This window comes from Streptomyces sp. NPDC048001 (genome assembly GCF_043203115.1).
Lineage (GTDB): Bacteria > Actinomycetota > Actinomycetes > Streptomycetales > Streptomycetaceae > Streptomyces > Streptomyces sanyensis.
In genome coordinates this window covers 334138-351882 of the sequence record NZ_JBIDBN010000003.1, presented here as the reverse complement: position 1 = coordinate 351882, position 17745 = coordinate 334138, and the positions used below count along the sequence as shown (strand labels likewise).

The following is a 17745-nucleotide window of genomic DNA, read 5'->3' as shown; positions in this document are numbered from 1 at the left end:
CGGCGTGGTCGAACCGGGTGAAGCCGTCTCAAGTCCGCCGCCCGCACGGGCCCTTCCGCCGACGTCGCCGGAGCAGAAGCGGAATCCGGCCAAGACCCGTTGGGGCGACTGTGTCCCCTGTGCCGCGAACGGTCCCCGGAACACACCCGGGAGCACGGGAGGTGAGGGAGCGTCAGGTGGTGCGGCGCGGGCGCGTGTGCGGGTTCCGGGCGCCCTCGGAGCGCCCCGGTGGGGGCCGGGGCGTCTGCCGGGCGCCTGGTGCGCCCGGCGTCGCGCCGCGGTGCCGGGCGGCGCGGCACGCCCTCCCGCGCACGAGGCGGTCGCGCCCCCGGGGCGCGCGCTTCCCGGGGTGCGCCGCAGGGGCGCCGCGCCTCCGGAACGCGGCGGGCGGCGGACCCGCCGGTCCGCCGCCCGCCCGGTGCTCCGGTGCGCTCAGAGTCCCTGCCACTGCGGCTTCGCCGCGTAGGTGGCCCGGAAGTAGTCGCCCAGCTTCAGGCGGGACGCGGCCGCCTCGTCGGCGACCACGGTCGCGTGCGGGTGGAGCTGGAGCGCCGAGGCGGGCACCAGCGCCGAGAGCGGCCCCTCGACGGCGAGGGCCACCGCGTCGGCCTTCGCCTCGCCCGTGGCGAGCAGCACCAGGTGGCGGGCCTCCAGGATGGTGCCGATGCCCTGGGTGATGACGTGGTGGGGCACCTGCTCGATGTCGCCGTCGAAGAAGCGCGCGTTGTCCACCCGGGTCTGCTCGGTGAGCGTCTTGATGCGCGTGCGCGAGGCCAGCGAGGAGCAGGGCTCGTTGAAGCCGATGTGCCCGTCGGTGCCGATGCCCAGGAGCTGGAGGTCGACGCCGCCCGCCTCGGCGAGTGCCCGGTCGTACGTGCGGCAGGCGGCCGGCACGTCCTCGGCGGTGCCGTCCGGGCCCATGAAGGCCTCCCGGTCCAGCCCGAGCGGCTCCACCACCTCGCGCAGGACGACGGAGCGGTACGACTCGGGGTGCCCGGCGGGCAGGCCGACGTACTCGTCGAGCTGGCAGACGCGGGCGCCGGAGGCGTTCACCTGCCCGGCCCGGACCTTGGCCGCGAGGGCCTGGTAGACCGGGAGGGGAGTCGAGCCCGTGGCGACGCCGAGCAGGGCGTCGGGCTTGCGTCGTAGCAGGTCGGCCATGGCTTCGGCGATGAGTTCGCCGCCCGCGGCGGAGTCCGGGACGATGACAACTTCCACGAGGATCCCTGTCTCTGGAAAGCGCAGCAGTGGTTTAGACCAATCTACCTGCTGGGGCGGCCTCCTGTCTCGCCCGGTCCACCTGGCGGGCACCCGGGGCCGCGTGCCGCCCCGACCCGGCCCGCCCGGGGGCGGACGGCAGCCGCCCGGAGCGGTGCGAGGGGCCGGCCGGGCCTCCCGGACCGCCGCCCCGGCGGCGCACCCGCCGGGGCACCGCCGGAGGAGCGCCGCCGCAGGACGGTCGCCGTCCGCACCGTGCTCCCGGCAGGCCGCCCGGGACGGGACAATGGACCGGTGACCCTCCGCTACCTCGTGCTCGGCCCGGCCCGGGCCCGGCGCGCGGACGGCGGCCCCGCCCCCCTCAGCGGTGCCCGCCTGCGCGCCCTGCTCACCGCCCTCGCCGCCGCCGGGGGACGGCCCGTCGCCGCCGCGGACCTCGCCGGCGACGTCTGGCCCCCCGACGTCCCCCACCCGACGGACGCCCCCGCCGCCCTCCAGGCACTGGTCGGGCGGTTGCGCCGGGCGCTCGGCCCGGGGGCCGTCGCCACCGCGCCGGGCGGCTACCGGCTCACCGCGGACCCGGACGAGATCGACCTCTTCCGCTTCGAGCGCCTCGCCGCCGAGGGCCGGACGGCCCTCGACACCGGAGCCCCCCGGCGCGCGGCCGAACTGCTCGGCAGGGCCCTCGCCCTGTGGCGGGGGCCCGCCCTCGCCGACCTCCCCGCCCGGGAGGCCGACCCGATCGCGGCCCGGGCCGAACGGCGCCGGGCCGCGGCCCACCGCGACCGCCTCGCGGCCGAGGTGGCCCTCGGCCGGGCCGAGGGCGCCCTGCCCGACCTGGCAGACCTCGCCTCCGCCGCACCGCTGGACGAGCCGCTGCACGCCCTCCTGCTGCGCGCACTGCGCTCGGCCGGGCACCCCGCCCGGGCCCTCCAGGAGTACGAGGACCTCCGCACGCGGCTGGCCGAGCGCCTCGGCACCGACCCCGGCCCCGAACTGCGGCGGCTCCACGCCGAGCTGCTGGCCGGGGACCACCGCCCCGTGCCCGCCCCGCTGCCCCGGCCGCTCACCCGCTTCATCGGCCGCGAGCGGGAACTGGCCGCCCTCGCCGCGGCCTTGGAGGGCCACCGGCTCGTCACCCTGACCGGCCCGGGCGGCGCGGGGAAGACCCGCCTCGCCCTGGAGGCCGCCCGGGCCGCCGCCCGCGCCGCCCACCTGGTCGAGCTCGGGGCCGTGCACGAGGGGCACGACGTCCCCGGGGCCGTGCTCGCCGCGATCGGTGCCCGCCCCCTCGGCCCCTCCGCGGGCCCCTCCGCGGGCGGCGCCCCCCGCGACCCGCTGACCGTGCTCGTCGAGGAGTGCGCCCACCGCGACGCCCTGCTGGTCCTCGACAACTGCGAGCACGTGCTGGACGCGGCGGCCCGGCTCGCGGAGACCCTGCTCACCGCCTGCCCCCGCCTCACGATCCTCGCCACCGGCCGGGAACCGCTCGGCGTGACCGGCGAACGCGTCCACGCCGTGGGCCCGCTGACCCGGCCGGAGGCACTGCGCCTGCTGGAGGACCGGGGCGCCGCGGTGCGCGCCGGGTTCTCGGCCGCCCAGGACCCGCACGCCTGCGCCGAGATCTGCCGCCGCCTCGACGGACTGCCGCTGGCCGTGGAACTGGCGGCCGCCCGGCTGACCGCCCTCACACCCCGCCAGATCGCCGACCGGCTGGACGACCGCTTCCGGCTGCTGACCGGCGGAGACCGTACCGCACCACCCCGCCGCCGGACCCTGCGCGCCGTCGTCGACTGGTCCTGGGACCCGCTCACCCCGGACGAGCGCCGGGTGCTGAGGCGGGCGTCCGTGTTCACCGGAGGCTTCGGCCTCGCCGCCGCGGAGGACGTCTGCGGGCCCGGCACCCTCGACCTCCTCGCCTCCCTGGTCGCCAAGTCCCTCGTGACGGCCACCCCCGCCGGAGCGGACGGCATGCGCTACGGGCTGCTGGAGACCATCGCCGAGTACGCCGCGGAGCAGCTCGAAGCGGCCGGTGACGGCGCCGACGCGCGCCGCCGCCACCTGCGCTCCTACCGCGAGCTCGCCCGCGCGGGCGACGCCGGGCTCCGCGGACCCCGGCGCGCCGACTGGCTGCGGCGCCTGGAGACGGAGCACGGCAACCTCGGGACGGCGCTGCGCACGGCCGTCCGGGAGGAGGACGAGCAGGAGGCCCTCTGCCTGGTGCTCGCGCTCAGCTGGTTCTGGCAGCAGTCCGGACACCAGGGCGACGCCCGCACCTGGGCGCCCGCGGCCGCCGCACTCGGTCCCGACCCCTTCGCCCCGGCACCCCCGCCCGAGGGGGCACCGGGCGCGGCCGGGCCCCGGGTGCGCCCGGCGGGTCCGGTGCCCCGCCCCGCACCGGCCACCGCCCCGCCGTGGCGCGGGGAAGTGCTCCGGGAGGCCCGCAGGGGCGTCCACCTGATCGCCCTCGCGGCCGGTGGGGCGGAGGGCGGCGGCCCGGAACGGCTGCGCGCGATCGCCGCGGCCTACCGGCCCGGGCTGCCCCAACTGCGCTCCCAGCCCGCCTCGATGTGGTTCTTCGTGCGCCTGATGACCGGCGGCACCGGCTCGCTCGCCGAGGCCGCGGACGCGGTCGTCGCCGCCTTCGACGGCGAGGAGGGCGGCTGGGACCTGGCCCTCGCCCTCCTCGTCCGCGCCCGGCTCACCTCCGGCTCCGGCGCCCCCGACCGCGCCGTCCGGGACGGCGAGCGCGCCCTGCTGCTGTTCGAGGCCGCGGGCGACCCCTGGGGCGTCGCCGAGTGCCACGCGGCCCGCGGCGCCGCCCACGAGGCGGCCGGACGCCACGTCCGGGCCGCTTCGGACTTCGGGCGCGCCGCCGATGCCGCCGCCCGCTCCGGGGCCGGCTCCCCCGTGCCGCTGTTCCGGGCGCGGAGGGCCGCCGCCCTGCTGCGGGCCGGCCCCGCGGGCCCGGCGGCCGAGGCCGCCGAGGAGGAGCTGGCCGGCGCCGCCGCGGAGGCCGACCGGTGCACCCCCGAGGCGGCGTTCACCGCACGGATGCTGCTGGCCCTGCACTACGGGGCGACCGGGAGGGGAGCGGCGGCGCGCGGGGAACTGGACCGGGCCGGGGAACTGCTCGCCTTCGCCGGACCCGCACCCTTCCTCGGCGCGGTCGCCGGCACCCGGGCCTGGCTCGACTGCCAGGACGGCGAGTTCACCCGCGCACTGGCCCACCTCGCCGACGCCGTCCGGCGGCTGCGTCCGCTGGCCGACCGGATCGCCCCCGGTCTGACGGCCGGCCAGCTGCCCTGTGCGGCATGGGCGCTGGCCCGGACCGGCCGGGCCGCCGACGGCGCCCGGCTGCTCGGCGCCTACGACGCCCACCCCGCCCCCCGGGCCGCCACCGGGTTCTGCCCCCTGCCCGACGGGCAGGCGGTGCGCCGCACGGCCGAGCGGGAGCTGCGCCGGGAACTGGGGGAGCGCTATTCCGCGCTCCACGCCCGGGGGCGCGCCCTGTCCGTCGCCGCGGCCGCGGACCTGCTGGACGGCGCGGACTGAGGTCCCCGGGCCGGTCCCGCTGCTGCGCCGTCGACGGAACCGGGCCCGCGGTCCCGGGGCCGCGCGCCGAGGGCCCGGGCCCTGCGGCCCCCGAGCGCCCGGGCCCGGTCAGCCCTCGCCCCGCTCCGCCAGCCTCTCCCGCGCCTCCGCGAGGTCCGCCTCGGTCGGTGCGTCGTCCTGGCTGAGCGCCGCCCGCCAGTAGCCCGCGAACTCCACCGCGGAGCGGGCCATGCCCCGGTCCCGGAGCAGGTGCCGCCGGAGCGCCCGGACCGTGGACGCCTCGCCCGCCAGCCACGCCCGCTCCGGCGGCCCGTCCGGGAGGCGGGCGGCCCGCACCGCCCGCAGGAGTTCGGCGCCGTGCGCGGCGCCGGTGGGGGAGCGGGGCAGCCAGTGGATGCGCACCGCCGCCGCCGTGGCGATCTCCCGGGCGTCCTCGATCTCGGTGTAGACCACCGCCTGCGCCGTGGGCGGCAGGGCTTCCAGCAGGGTGCCGAGCGCCGGGAGCCCCGACTCGTCGCAGGCGAACAGCAGCCGCCGGGCCTCCCCGGCCGGACGGGGCACGGCGAAGAGCTCCGAGGGGCCGACCATCCCGAGGGTGTCCCCGGCGCCCGCTGCCGCCGCCCAGCGTGTCGCGGGTCCGGCGTCCCGGTGCAGCACGAAGTCGACGTCGATCTCCCGCGCCCCCGGCCGGTGGGCGCGCAGGGTGTAGCTGCGCATCCAGGGGCGCTCCTCCTCGGGCAGGGCCGTGTACGCCGCGTACCAGCGCATCACGTCGCCGTCCGCGGGGGCCTCGGGCAGGACGGGCGTTCCGCGCCCCGCGCGCGGGAAGAACAGCTTCACCTGCCGGTCGGGGCCGGGGGCCGGCAGCTCGCCGAGCGACGGGGCGTGGAAGGTGACGCGCCGCATGTGCGGGGTGAGCCGCCGGGCGGCGGCGACACGGATGTACCTGACGGGCGTCGACGGGGACACGGGCCCTCCTCGGGCGTCCTGCGCGGCGGCCGGTCCGCCGCGGAAGGCCCCACCGTCGCACCCGCCTCCTGCGCGCCGCCGACACGCCGCCGACACCGTGCCGCCGTGCGCCGACACCGTGCCGCCGTGCGGCGGCACGGCCTCAGGTCGCGGCCGGAAGCCAGCGCGCCAGGTCCTCGGCGGTCCGCGGACCGGGGTCGCCCTCCGCCAGGAGGCCGTGGGCCCGCAGCACCGCGCTCACCGCCGCGCCCCACGGCCGCCGCAGCCGTGCCGCGTCCAGCAGGCCCTGGTCGGTCAGCAGCCGGGCCGCGGGACCGGTGTGCAGCCCGTCCGGGGCGAGGACGGCCGCGTCGTCGGCCCAGCGCAGCGCCAGGTCGACGTCGTGGGTGGCCATCACCACCGTCGTCCCGCCGTCCCGGAGGCGGCCGAGGAGGTCCAGCAGCCGTTCCTGCCCGTGCGGGTCGAGCCCGGCCGTCGGCTCGTCGAGCACCAGCACGCTCGGGCGCATCGCGACCGCGCCCGCGATCGCGGCCCGCTTGCGCTGCCCGTACGAGAGCAGATGGGTCGGCCGGTCGCGCAGGCCCGTGATGTCCAGGGCCTGAAGCGCCTCGTCCACCCGGGCGCGGACGGCGTCCTCGGGAAGCCCGAGGTTCATCGGCCCGAAGGAGACGTCCTGCTCGACCGAGGCGGCGAACAGCTGGTCGTCCGGGTCCTGCACGACCAGTTGCACCGTGGTGCGCAGCCGCGTCAGCCCCGCCCGGTCGTAGGCGACCGGCTCGCCGCGGAGCAGCAGCCGGCCGGCCGTCGGCCGCAGTCCGCCGCTCAGCAGCCGCAGCAGGGTGGTCTTGCCGCCTCCGTTGCGCCCGAGCAGGGCCGTGGCCCTGCCCTCGGGCAGCGCGAGCGACACGCCGTCGAGGACCGGGGGCCCGTCCTGGTAGGCGAAGCGGGCGTCATGGAGCCGGACGATCACAGGGCGTACCTTTCGAGCAGGAGGGTCGCGAGCACGATGCCCGCGAGCAGCGCGGCCACCCCGCAGAGGAAGGGCCGGGAGGGAGCGGCGCCCGGCACCAGCACCCGCAGTGTGCCGTCGTAGCCGCGGCCGGCGAGCCCGTTCTGGAGCCGCTCGGCGCGGTCGAAGGCCCGGACGAACGCGGTCGCGCCCAGTCCGGCGAGCGACCGCCACACGGCGGCGCGGCTGGTGTGCCCCAGCCGCGCCGCCTGGGCCTGCCTCACCTGGTGCACCGCGTCCAGCAGCAGGAAGCTGATCCGGTACATCACCAGGGCCACGTCCACGACGGGCGCCGGGACGCCCGCCCGCACCAGCCGGGGCAGGACGTCCGACAGCGGGGTGGTGAACGCGAACAGCAGCACCCCGAGGGAGGCCGCCGAGGTCCGCAGCAGCAGCCTGCCCGCGTCGGCGGGTCCCTCCGGCGCCAGGGACACCAGCCCGGCCGGCCCGCCCACGGCGAACAGCAGCGGGACCGCCCCGGTGACGCAGAAGCCCAGCGGGATGCGGAACGCCCGCCACAGCTGACGCGGGGGCACGCCCGCGGGTCCGAGGAGCACGGCGAGCGTGGCACCCGCCACCAGCACGGCGCCGGGCCAGGGCGGCAGGCACACCGCCGAGACGGTCAACCCCAGGCCGAGCAGGGCCTTCTCGGCCGGATGGCGGCGGCGCCAGCGGCTGCTGTGCGCCGCAGCGTCGATCGGCAGCACGTCTCAGCCGCTCTCTGCGGTCCCGGCGGCGTCGTCGGAGGGCTGCGCCGCCCGTGCCCTGGCCTCGCCCTGGCGGCGGCCGCGGTGGACGCCGAAGTAGTAGGCGAGGACACCGGCGCCGAGGGCGGCCTGGAGCGAGAAGAGCCCCGACTCGATCTCCCCGGAGGGCGGCTCGTACAGCGGGGAGAACCAGGGTTCGTAGTCCGGCTCCAGCTCGGTGATGGCGGCCTCGGCCTGGCCGTCCGCACCGGCGAACGGCTCCTCCTTGTGGTCCCCGAGGCCCAGGGCGAGGGGGAGCACCGCGAGCGCCAGCACGGCGAGGACGAGCAGCGCGTTGATCTTCGTGTTCCGGTTCATCGGGCCGCGGCCTCCTTGTGTGCTGCACGGCCGCCGGACACCAGCACGCCGAGCCGGGTCAGATCGCCCTTGCTGGACTTCACGAGCAGCCGCATCACCAGCACCGTGAGCAGGCCCTCGCTGACCGCCAGCGGGAGCTGCGTGACGGCGAAGATGCCCGCGAACTTGGCCAGCGAGCCGGCGACTCCGGTGCCCGGGTCCGGGAAGGCCAGCGCCAGCTGCACGGAGGTGACGCAGTACGTGGACAGGTCGGCGACGAAGGCGGCGAAGAACACGCTCACCATCAGCGGCACGTCCCAGCGCCGCAGCAGCCGGAACACCGCGTACCCGGCCCAGGGCCCGACCACCGCCATGGAGAAGACGTTGGCGCCGAGCGTGGTGAGCCCGCCGTGCGCCAGCAGCAGCGCCTGGAACAGCAGGGTGATCGTTCCGAGGACCGCCATCACCGGTGGTCTGAACAGGATCGCGCCCAGGCCCGTTCCGGTGGGATGGGAGCAACTGCCCGTCACGGAAGGGATCTTCAGCGCGGACAGGACGAAGGTGAACGCACCGGACGCCCCGAGCAGCAGGGTCGACTCGGGGTGGGCCCTGACCTCGCGGGACAGTGCGCGGACGCCGTGGACGACGAAGGGCGCGGACGCCGCGCCCCAGGCGACGGCGTGCAGCGGGGGGAGATACCCCTCGGCTATATGCATGGTTGGGAGACCCTCTCCAGCACCTCGTGGATGGACAACGCGCCCTGGCCGGTCTCCTGGCTGACGGGAAGGTGCCCGGAAGGACTCTTCCGGGCACGGCGAACCGCCCGGCTCCGCCTTCCCAGGCACCGCGGTCTCCCGCGGCGCCCAGTGGCTCCCCGAAGGGGGTGGAGCCGGACTCCCGATCACAGTGGCGAGGGCCGCACCGGTACCGCACCGGTTTCCCGTACACCAAGGCCCCGTGACACTAGTCCCCCGGCCGCCGCCACCACAAGGCACGCACCGGTGCACCCACCGGCGCGCGGACCCCCGCCCGCGCCCTCACTCCTTGCGGTAGCCGTACGCCTCCCCGGCCGCCGCCGCCACCGCGTCCAGGTCGCCTCCGGCCGAGGCGGTGACCACGGCCGCCACCGCGCCCTCCACGAACGGCGCGTCCACCAGGCGGGTGCCGGGGGGCAGTTCGCCGCCCTCGGCGAGCAGGGCCTTGACCGTGAGCACGGCACTGCCCAGGTCGGCCAGGACCGCCACGCCCGCCCCCGCGTCGACCGAGCGGGCCGCGGCGGCGATCAGCTCGGCGCTGGTGCCGGTGCCGCCGTCGGGCCCGCCGCCCGCCGCGGCGACGGGAGCGCCCTGCGCCCCGCCGCCCGCCAGCTCCGAGGCCAGTTCCGCCACCGACTCCGCGACCCGGGCGCTGTGCGAGACGAGCACGACGCCCACCCGCGCGGTGCCGCCGCCCGCGGCCGTCCCGCCGTTCACGACGCCCCCCGGGCGGCGGTCTCGGCCAGCGCCGCGACCAGCAGCGCCGACGATGTCGCCCCGGGGTCCTGGTGGCCGATGCTCCGCTCGCCCAGATAGCTCGCCCGCCCCTTGCGGGCCCTCAGCGGCACCGTCGCCAGGGCGCCGCCGGCCGCCGCGGAACCCGCCGAGGCGAACCCCTCGGGGTCCTCGGCCAGCGCCTGCGCGGCGGGCTCCAGCGCGTCGATCATCGTCTTGTCCCCGGGCACCGCGCCCCCCAGGCGGGACACGGCCGCGACCCCCTCCTGCAGCGCCTTCGCGAACTGCTCGGGGGAGACCTCGCCCGCCGGGCCCAGCGACTTGCCCGCGCTGCGCAGCAGCGTCCCGTACAGCGGGCCCGAGGCCCCGCCGACGGAGGAGATCAGCCGGCCTCCCGCCAGTACCAGCACCGCGCCCGGGGTCGCGGGTGCCGCCTCCTGAAGGGCCGCGGTCACCGCGGCGAAGCCGCGTCTGAGGTTGGTGCCGTGGTCCGCGTCCCCGATCGCCGCGTCCAGCTCGGTCAGCCGGTCGGCCTCGCGGTCCACGGCCGCGGCGGCTGCCGACAGCCAGCGGCGGAAGAACTCGGTGTCGAGCACGGGCGCTCCCTCGGGGTTCGGGCTCATGGGTGTCCGGGTGGTCGGTCCGCTGTGTGCGGGGCGGTTCCAGGTGCCGGGCGGGCCCGGCGGGGCGTCAGCGGCCCCAGCGCAGGGCCGGGGTGGCCACCGGGGCGTCCCACAGGCGCAGCAGCTCCTCGTCCGCCTGGCAGAGCGTCACCGAGCAGCCCGCCATGTCCAGCGAGGTCACATAGCTGCCGACGAGGGTGCGGACGGCGGGCACCCCGCGGCTGCCCAGCACCCGCTGCACCTCCGCGTTGAAGCCGTACAGCTCCAGCAGGGGGGTGGCGCCCATGCCGTTGACCAGCGCCAGCACCGGACCGGTGGGCTGCAGGTCGTCCAGGACGGCCTCCACCGCGAAGTCCGCGATCTCCCCGGAGGTCATCATCGGCCGCCGCTCGCGGCCCGGTTCGCCGTGGATGCCGACGCCCAGCTCCAGCTCGCCCGCCGGGAGGTCGAAGGTGGGGCCGCCCTTGGCGGGCGTGCTGCAGGCGCTGAGCGCCACCCCGAAGCTGCGGGACGAGGAGTTGACCTTCCGGGCCACCGCCTCCACCCGCTCCAGCGGGGCGCCCTCCTCGGCCAGCGCCCCGGCGATCTTCTCCACCAGCAGCGTGGCGCCGGTGCCCCGGCGCCCGGCGGTGTAGAGGCTGTCGGTCACGGCCACGTCGTCGTCGACGAGGACCGTCGCCAGCCGCACCCCCTCGTCCTCGGCCAGTTCGGCGGCCATCGCGAAGTTCAGCACGTCGCCCGTGTAGTTCTTGACGACGAACAGCACGCCCTCGCCGCTGTCGACCGCGGCGGCGGCCCGCACCATCTGGTCCGGAACGGGGCTGGTGAAGACCTCGCCGGGGCAGGCGGCGTCGAGCATCCCCGGCCCCACGAAGCCCCCGTGCAGCGGCTCGTGGCCCGAGCCCCCGCCGGAGACCAGGGCGACCTTCCCCGCCACCGGGGCGTCGCCGCGCACGATCACCCGGTTGTCCACGTCGACGGCGAGCTCGGGGTGGGCGGCGGCCATCCCCCTGAGGGCGTCCGGGACCACCGTCTCCGGCACATTGATGAGCATCCTCAACGCATTCCTCCTGGCGGCCTCGCCGATGTGCTCCCCGCCGGGGCGGTGCCCCGTGCGGGGAGGCGGAACGAACTCCGGCGCCCTGCGCGCCGGCGGGTGCCGCGGGCGCTCGCGCCGCGGTGCGGACGCCGGCCCGGCGGGGCACCGCCGACGGGTGCCAGGATCCCCGGGACGGGCCGCGGCCGCAACGGCGGCACCCGGCGCGACCGCGGCCCGAAGGTCCCGGCACCGAGGTCGGGGGCCTCACCCCTCCTCCTCCGCCGGTCCGGCCTGGCGGCCGAGCTTGCGGCTGACCTGGCTGCGCACCCGGCGGGAGACGGTGGTCGTCGCGGCGGTCAGGAAGACCACGTTGTAGAGGATCTGCACCACGGCCACCACCCGGGCGGTCTGCCCGGTGGGCACGATGTCGCCGTACCCCACCGTCGCCAGGGTCACCACCGTGAAGTAGAGCGCGTCCACCCGCGTGCTCAGTCCCTCGAACTCGCCCGGCTTCTGGGCCAGTGCCTGGTAGGCGCCCGCGAAGACCACCACCGACATGCTGACGAGCAGCATGATCGCGAGCGCGGGGCGGGCGTGGGGCCGGTCCAGGATGACGTTGCGGATCTGGTGCAGCAGCAGCAGGGCGATCGACACCAGCGCCACGCAGAACACCACCCAGCTGAGCGTCGGCCGCTCCGGCCCCAGGTGGTTGATGGGCAGCAGGAAGTAGGCCACCGCCATCAGCGCGACGGCCGCCGTCGCCGCCGACCACCGCACCGCGGGATCCGCGTCGCGCAGGCGGCGCAGGGGGCGCGGGCGCCTCACGGCCTGCCGCCCTCGGCCCGGGGGTCCCCCTTCGGGGCCCCTCCGCCGCCCGCACCGGGCCCTCGCCCGGCGCCCCCGGCGCCGTCCGCGCCCTGCGCGGCGACGCCGGTCGGCCCCGCCCCGGGGACGCCCGGCGCGCCGTCCCCGGCACCGTCCCCGGCGGCGGGCTCGCCCGGCGGGCGCTCCAGCAGCTCGGCGGTCACGAAGCCGACCACCGCGCACACCGTGATCAGCGGCATCTGCTGCTGGGCGTCCGGGCCCAGCAGCAGCATCGCCAGCACCGCGCTGGTCACCGGCAGCCGGGTGATCGCGGCGGCCGCCGTGACCAGGCCCACGGCCAGCGCCGGCGTGGTGCCCAGCCCCGGCAGCCCGGACACCGCGACGCCGCCCGCCGCCCCGATCAGCACCGCCGGGAAGATCGGCCCCCCACGCAGGCTGCCCAGGCACACGCCCCAGGCCAGGCCCTTGCACAGCATCAGCACCAGCAGGGCCCCGACCGACCAGGAGTGGGGGTGGGCCGCCAGCTCGGCGAGCCCCGCCTGCCCGGACAGCGCCGCCTCCGTGGGACTGCGGCCCGTCAGCAGCGCGTACGCGGCCAGCAGCACCCCGACGGCGGCGGCGCACAGCACGGTGCGCAGGGCCGTGCGGCGGCCGGTCCAGGCGGCGGTCACCCGTCCGACGCGGTGCATCGAGGTGACGACGAAGGCCAGGACCACCGCCAGCGGCACGCCCCACAGGAAGTCCCCCGCGTCGGGCGAGGCGGGCGGCGGGACCTCGGGAAGCGACAGTGCGCCGATGGACAGCCCCGTCCAGTTGCCGAAGCCGGTGAAGACCAGCGCCCCGACCCCGCTGGCCAGCAGGCACGGCAGCAGGAGGATCACCATCCGGGGGGCCGCGAGCCCCGCGGCCTCCAGCATCAGCACGGCGGCGACCACCGGGCCGCCCAGGATGGTGGAGATGGCGGCCGTGGACCCGGCCGTGCCCAGCACCATCGCCGCCTGCGGCTCGGCCTCCCGCTGGGCGGGCCGCAGCACCAGCAGCGCCAGCCCGCTGCCGACGGCCATCAGCGGGGCCTCGGGGCCGAGCACCACGCCCAGCGGCAGGGTCGCCACGGCCGCCAGCACCACGCCGGGCAGGGCCCGGGGGCCCAGCACAGGTCCGCCCAGTCCGTGCACCGGCACATGCCCCCCGCGGCCGGGCATCCGGGTGACGATCGGCGCCAGGATCAGTCCGGCCAGCAGCAGCGCGGGCAGCGGCCACCACCAGGGCGCCTGGTCGTACCCGGCCTTCCTGGGAAGGGTCTCCCACACCCAGTGCTGGAGCTGGTGCTGGGCACTGACGAAGAAGAAGCAGGCCAGCGCGATCGGGACGCCGATGACCGCGGACGCCACCAGCAGCCGCGCGTAGCCCCGGTTGTGGAGCATCTCGCGCAGACCGGTCGCTTCGGCCATCGGCCCTCCCGCAGTCGCCGTCCGCCCCAGTCAACGCCGGAGCGCGGGCACCGCGCCCGGCGGACTGACCGGTCCGGGTGACGCACCGCACCGCCGCGCGTCCCGCGAAGGGGGGCGCGACCACCCGTTCGGCCCCCGCCGGCGGGTGGGATCCCCGCCCGCCCGGGACGCTCGAAGCCCCGCGCGACACGGCACGGGCCGCAGAAGGAGCATGTCCATGAGCCAGCAGACACCGCCGGCGGGAGCACGGCCGCCGGTCCCCGATCCCCGGAGCGGCTGGGTCACCGGCGGAGTGGTCTTCGCCGGGATCCTGATGATCTGCGGCGGCGTCCTCGCCGCACTGCAGGGGATCGCCGCGATCGCCGAGGACGACTGGTACGGCCGCGTCGGCGACTACGTGTACCGCATCAACCTCACCGGATGGGGCTGGATCCACCTGATCATGGGCCTCCTGGTGGTCCTCGTCGGCGCCTGGGTCCTCAAGGGAGCGCCGTGGGCCCGCTACACCGCCATCGTGCTCGCCTCGCTCTCCCTCATCGCCCAGTTCCTCTTCCTGCCGTACGCGCCGATCTGGTCGGTGATCATGATCGCCATCGACGTCTTCGTCATCTGGGCGCTTGCCGCCTACCAGTCCCACGACAGTCCCCTGAGCGCCCCCTGAGCGCCGGCCCCGCCGCCCCCGTGCGGGGCGGCGGCGGCGCCGGGCGGGCGCCCTCCGCCCGGACCCGGGTGCCTGGGCGGGAACCCGTCCGGCCCCGGGGGCTGCGGCACCGGCCGCGGCGGAGGGAGTATGGGGGTACCCGTCATCCCGGTGCGGGGAGCTGCGAGCCGTCGCAGGCCCCCGCGCACCGCGACAGGGGAAGGAGCGACGGTGGGCAGCGCCGACCTGTTCCGTGCCGGTCTCGCCGACGACGGCACCACGGATGCCGCGCTGTCGCCGCCCGGAGGGCTGATGGACGTGCTCGGCGTCGCCGCCGTCGTCCTCGACGCCCAGGGCCGGGTCGTGCTGTGGAGCCCGCAGGCGGAGCAGCTGCTCGGCTACTCCGCCCAGGAGGCCCTCGGCCAGTACGCGGCCCGGCTGCTGGTCGCCGAGGAGCACCTGGACCTCGTGCTCAACCTGTTCCGCGAGGTCATGGAGAGCGGGGAGGGCTGGGAGGGGGTCTTCCGGGTCCGCCGCAAGGACGGCACGACACTGCCGCTGGAGTGGCGCAACATGCGCCTCCAGGACGACCTCGGGGGGTACTACGCCCTCGGCCTCGCCACCGACCAGGCGACCCTGCGCCGGGTGGAGAGGGACCTGGCGCTCTCCGTCCGCCTCGTCGACCAGTCCCCGATCGGTGTGCTGGTCCTCGGCACCGACCTGCGCTGCGTGGCCGTCAACCCCGCCCTGGAGCGCATCGGCGGCCGGCCCGCGGGCGAACTCGTGGGGCACCCGATCCGCGAGACGCTCCCCTTCGGCGACGCCGACAGGCTGGAGGCCGCCATGCGCGGGGTGCTGGCCAGCGGCCGGCCACTGGTCGACCGCCATGTGCTCGGCCGCCCGCCGGGGGCCGAGGACGGGGAGCACGCCTGGTCGGTGTCCCTGCACCGCCTGGACGACCCCGGGGGCAGGGTCCTCGGGCTGGCCGTGTCCGTCATCGACGTCACCGACCGGCACCGGGCGGCGACCGAGGCCGAACGGGCCCGCCGCCGGCTGACGCTCGTCGCCGACGCCTCCGTGCGCATCGGCACCACCCTGGACCTGGAGCAGACGGCCCGGGAGCTCGCCGAGGTCGCCGTGCCCGCGCTGGCGGACGTGGCGGCCGTCGACGTCCTCGACCGCATCCTCACCGACCCCGGTGCCCGTCCCACCCCGGAGGGGGACGACGGCCCCGCCCTGATCAGGGCCCTCGCCGTGGCCGCCGCCTACCCGACCGTCGCCGTCCGGGCGGCCGACCCGCCGGGCGAGATCGCCCGCTACGTCGCGGGCCGGCTCGTCACCCGGTGCGTGCGGACCGGCCGCCCGGTGCTGGTCCCGCGGGTCGAGGAGGGCCACCTGCGGGACATCGCCCGCGACGAGCACGCCGCGGGCCTGCTCGCCCGCGCCGGAGTCCACTCCTACCTGGCGGTCCCGCTCACCGCCCGCGGCCAGGTGCTCGGCGCGCTGGACCTCAAGCGGGCCCGCAACGAGGAGCCGTTCACCGAGGACGACGTGCTGCTCGCCACCGAGCTGGCCTCCCGCGCCGCGGTCTGCATCGACAACGCCCGCTGGTACCGGCAGCAGCGCGAGACCGCACTCACCCTGCAGCGGAGCATGCTCCCGGAGATGCCGCAGCGCCTGGTGGGCCTGGAGGCCGCCTCCCGCTACCAGCCCGCCCGGGCCGGCAGCGAGATCGGCGGCGACTGGTTCGACGTCGTCCCCATGGACCGCGAGCGCACCGCGCTGGTCGTCGGCGACGTGATGGGCAGCGGCATCAACGCCGCCACCGCCATGGGGCGGCTGCGCACCGCGACGCAGACCCTCTCCCGGCTCGCGCTCGACCCGGCCGTGGTGCTGCGGCACCTGGACGAGATCACCGCGGGCCTCGACCCGTACATCGCGACCTGCATCTACGCCGTCTACGACCCGCACCGCGCCCAGGTCTGCCTCGCCAACGCCGGGCACCTTCCCCCCGTCCTGGTGCGCCGCGGCTGCGCCCCGCGCCTGCTCGACCTGCCCACCGGCACACCGCTCGGCGTCGGCGGCGTCGGCGGGGTCGCCCTGCGCAGCATCACGGTGGGCCTCGACCCCGGCGACGTCCTCGTCCTGTACACGGACGGGCTCGTCGAGACCCGGGACCAGGACATCGACATCCGCCTGCGCTCGCTGACCGCGCTGCTGCAGACCGCCGACGACTCGCTCGCCGACACCTGCGACCGGCTGCTGCGGTCGCTGCGCCGCCCCGACACCCCCGACGACGTCGCCCTGCTCATCGCCCGCGCCACGGGCTGACCGGCCGGGCGGCCCCCGCCGCCCGGCCGGACGCATGCCCTCCCGGGTCCACGACCCCGGCCGGGCACCGCCGGGTGCGCCGCGGCCCCTCAGCCCGCGGCGCACCCGGGTCGGTCACCCCGTCACAGGCGCTGCCACAGCGCGGGGACGTTCGGGGGCTCCCAGCCGCTCTGGGCCTGGTGGCCCTGGATGCAGCGGTAGGTCGCGCCACCGTAGGTGACCTGGGCACCCGCCGCGTAGACCGTCCCTGCGGCCCAGGTCCCGCCGGGCTCGTCCGGCGGATCGCCGGGTCCCGGGTCGGTCGTGGTCCTCAGGGTCAGCCCGTACCCCTGGAGCAGCGGGTTGATCGGCTGGTGGTACGTGGTGCCGCCGGTGCGGCAGTCGCCCGAGCCGCCGGAGGTGACCCCCTGCGCCTGGCTGCCCGAGATGTAGGAGCCACCCGAGTCGCCCGGCTCGGCGCAGACGGAGGTCCGGGTCACACCGGTGATGGTGCCCTCGGGGTAGGTGACGCTGGTGTTGTGCTGCTGGATCGTGCCGCAGTGCCAGCCGGTGGTGGAGCCGGAGCGGCACACCGAGGCGCCGACCGGCTGCTGCACGGACCCGGTCACCTGCACGTTCGCCCCGCCCGCGCCCTTGACGTACGGGGTCGCCGTCCACTGGCTGTTCGTCAGCACCCAGGCGGTGTCCCGGCCGGGGAAGGTGGACGCCTGGAAGGAGCCCTGGGAGACCCGGTTGTAGCCGCTCGTCGAGGTGCCCGCACGGCCGCAGTGCCCGGCGGTGGCGAAGCCCTGCTGGGTGCCGCGGGTGACCGCGAAGCCGACCGAGCAGCGGCCGCCGCTGCCCATGTAGTAGGCGTCGCCGCCGCGGATGTCGTACAGCGGGCGCGGCTGCTCGGCGGTGGCCTCGACGCGTATCCGGTCGCGGTCGGCCCCGCTGGCGGTGATCAGGGCCTCGGCCGCGGCGGTGTCGGCGGCCCGCACCACGACGGTGTTCGCCCGCACGTCCACGTACCAGACGGGGACGGCGGTGGAGCCGTGCCGCCCGGCGGCCCGGTCCAGGGCGCCCTTGGCGCGGTCGAGTTCGCCGAGGGTGTGGGGCACGACCTCCGCCTCGGCCCCCGCGGCGCGGATCGCCGCGCGGTCCGAGCTCCGCGAGGTGGCCACCGTCAGCGTGCCCGACTCGGCGCCGGACACCCAGGCACCCGCGAAGGAGCCGCCCAGCTTCTGGCGGAGCACGGCGGCGGCGGCGCCGGCCTCCGCCTCGTTGACCAGCCGGCGTTCGGCCTGCGTCCGGGTCAGGCCCAGGTCGCGCTCCATGGCGCGCAGCAGCTCCGGCTGGGCGGCGTCCACGGCGAGCGTGGCCGCGGCGGTGTCCACCGCCGGGTCCGCGGCGGTCGGGTGGGCCGCCGCGGTGCCCTGGAGCGAGGCCAGCACCAGCGCGCCGACGGCGACCGCGCCGGCACACGCCGCTCTGGCTTGTCTGTGGAACATGGGGAGTCCCCTCGGTCTCGGTTGAGGTGTGCCGAAACCGTAGGGAGCGGCCCTGGCGGTGC

At 77.4% G+C, this 17745-nt stretch carries 15 protein-coding genes and 1 riboswitch; of the genes, 3 read left to right on the top strand and 12 right to left on the bottom strand.

What is annotated here, in order from left to right:
- Positions 1-432 precede the first annotated feature (432 nt).
- Positions 433-1218: a glucosamine-6-phosphate deaminase gene (gene nagB / locus ACGF15_RS08105; protein ID WP_392797239.1), complete on the bottom strand. Its 786-nt coding sequence runs from the start codon at positions 1216-1218 to the stop codon at positions 433-435.
- Between the two features lie 294 nt (positions 1219-1512).
- On the opposite strand from nagB, the gene ACGF15_RS08100 reads away from it, so the two are divergent.
- Positions 1513-4773, top strand: coding sequence for an ATP-binding protein (locus tag ACGF15_RS08100; protein ID WP_392797237.1), 3261 nt, complete (start codon positions 1513-1515; stop codon positions 4771-4773).
- A 108-nt stretch (positions 4774-4881) separates the two neighbouring features.
- Here ACGF15_RS08100 and ACGF15_RS08095 read toward each other — a convergent pair whose 3' ends face one another.
- The 10 genes from ACGF15_RS08095 to ACGF15_RS08050 all read right to left on the bottom strand — a co-directional run bounded on the left by ACGF15_RS08095 (position 4882) and on the right by ACGF15_RS08050 (position 13222).
- The gene (locus ACGF15_RS08095) at positions 4882-5742 is read right to left on the bottom strand and encodes a siderophore-interacting protein (protein WP_392797235.1); all 861 of its coding nucleotides are present in this window, start codon (positions 5740-5742) and stop codon (positions 4882-4884) included.
- A gap of 142 nt (positions 5743-5884) precedes the next feature.
- The gene (locus ACGF15_RS08090; protein WP_362613535.1) at positions 5885-6712 is read right to left on the bottom strand and encodes an ATP-binding cassette domain-containing protein; all 828 of its coding nucleotides are present in this window, start codon (positions 6710-6712) and stop codon (positions 5885-5887) included.
- Positions 6709-7458, bottom strand: a complete 750-nt coding sequence (cbiQ, locus tag ACGF15_RS08085; RefSeq protein ID WP_392797233.1) for a cobalt ECF transporter T component CbiQ — start codon at positions 7456-7458, stop codon at positions 6709-6711. The genes ACGF15_RS08090 and cbiQ overlap by 4 nt, the downstream gene beginning before the upstream one ends.
- Before the next feature lie 3 nt (positions 7459-7461).
- The gene (locus ACGF15_RS08080; protein ID WP_392797231.1) at positions 7462-7815 is read right to left on the bottom strand and encodes an energy-coupling factor ABC transporter substrate-binding protein; all 354 of its coding nucleotides are present in this window, start codon (positions 7813-7815) and stop codon (positions 7462-7464) included.
- Positions 7812-8510, bottom strand: coding sequence for an energy-coupling factor ABC transporter permease (locus ACGF15_RS08075; RefSeq protein WP_345615618.1), 699 nt, complete (start codon positions 8508-8510; stop codon positions 7812-7814). Before ACGF15_RS08075 ends, ACGF15_RS08080 begins: the two co-directional genes overlap by 4 nt.
- A 28-nt stretch (positions 8511-8538) precedes the next feature.
- A riboswitch (cobalamin riboswitch) is annotated at positions 8539-8761 on the bottom strand.
- Between the two features lie 70 nt (positions 8762-8831).
- Positions 8832-9266 carry a PTS fructose transporter subunit IIA gene (locus ACGF15_RS08070; RefSeq protein ID WP_362613544.1) on the bottom strand — a complete coding sequence of 145 codons (435 nt, stop codon included), beginning with the start codon at positions 9264-9266 and terminating at the stop codon, positions 8832-8834.
- Positions 9263-9907, bottom strand: a complete 645-nt coding sequence (gene dhaL, locus ACGF15_RS08065; protein WP_362613547.1) for a dihydroxyacetone kinase subunit DhaL — start codon at positions 9905-9907, stop codon at positions 9263-9265. The genes ACGF15_RS08070 and dhaL overlap by 4 nt, the downstream gene beginning before the upstream one ends.
- 67 nt (positions 9908-9974) lie before the next feature.
- On the bottom strand, positions 9975-10967 hold the full coding sequence (dhaK, locus tag ACGF15_RS08060) for a dihydroxyacetone kinase subunit DhaK (protein ID WP_362613550.1): 993 nt from the start codon (positions 10965-10967) through the stop codon (positions 9975-9977).
- A gap of 243 nt (positions 10968-11210) precedes the next feature.
- Complete coding sequence (locus ACGF15_RS08055) at positions 11211-11771, bottom strand: ion channel (RefSeq protein WP_362613553.1); 561 nt, start codon at positions 11769-11771, stop codon at positions 11211-11213.
- Complete coding sequence (locus tag ACGF15_RS08050; protein ID WP_362613556.1) at positions 11768-13222, bottom strand: chloride channel protein; 1455 nt, start codon at positions 13220-13222, stop codon at positions 11768-11770. Before ACGF15_RS08050 ends, ACGF15_RS08055 begins: the two co-directional genes overlap by 4 nt.
- A 217-nt stretch (positions 13223-13439) precedes the next feature.
- On the opposite strand from ACGF15_RS08050, the gene ACGF15_RS08045 reads away from it, so the two are divergent.
- Entirely contained in the window at positions 13440-13883 is a 444-nt protein-coding gene (locus tag ACGF15_RS08045) for a hypothetical protein (RefSeq protein WP_345615612.1), read from the top strand.
- A 291-nt stretch (positions 13884-14174) separates the two neighbouring features.
- The gene (locus ACGF15_RS08040; RefSeq protein ID WP_392797358.1) at positions 14175-16193 is read left to right on the top strand and encodes a SpoIIE family protein phosphatase; all 2019 of its coding nucleotides are present in this window, start codon (positions 14175-14177) and stop codon (positions 16191-16193) included.
- Positions 16194-16315: 122 nt separating this feature from the next.
- Here the strand turns inward: ACGF15_RS08040 and ACGF15_RS08035 are convergent, their stop codons facing one another.
- Positions 16316-17683 (bottom strand): alpha-lytic protease prodomain-containing protein, encoded by a 1368-nt coding sequence (locus ACGF15_RS08035; RefSeq protein ID WP_392797227.1) that lies wholly within the window; start codon positions 17681-17683, stop codon positions 16316-16318.
- Between the last annotated feature and the right edge of the window lie 62 nt (positions 17684-17745).

Bases quoted from the DNA above. Each gene is read 5' to 3' on its own strand.
- ACGF15_RS08035 (WP_392797227.1), bottom strand. From the start codon at position 17,683: ATGTTCCACAGACAAGCCAGAGCGGCGTGTGCCGGCGCGGTCGCCGTC.
- ACGF15_RS08050 (WP_362613556.1), bottom strand. From the start codon at position 13,222: ATGGCCGAAGCGACCGGTCTGCGCGAGATGCTCCACAACCGGGGCTAC.
- ACGF15_RS08040 (WP_392797358.1), top strand. From the start codon at position 14,175: ATGGACGTGCTCGGCGTCGCCGCCGTCGTCCTCGACGCCCAGGGCCGG.
- ACGF15_RS08075 (WP_345615618.1), bottom strand. From the start codon at position 8,510: ATGCATATAGCCGAGGGGTATCTCCCCCCGCTGCACGCCGTCGCCTGG.
- ACGF15_RS08045 (WP_345615612.1), top strand. From the start codon at position 13,440: ATGAGCCAGCAGACACCGCCGGCGGGAGCACGGCCGCCGGTCCCCGAT.
- dhaL (WP_362613547.1), bottom strand. From the start codon at position 9,907: ATGAGCCCGAACCCCGAGGGAGCGCCCGTGCTCGACACCGAGTTCTTC.
- ACGF15_RS08080 (WP_392797231.1), bottom strand. From the start codon at position 7,815: ATGAACCGGAACACGAAGATCAACGCGCTGCTCGTCCTCGCCGTGCTG.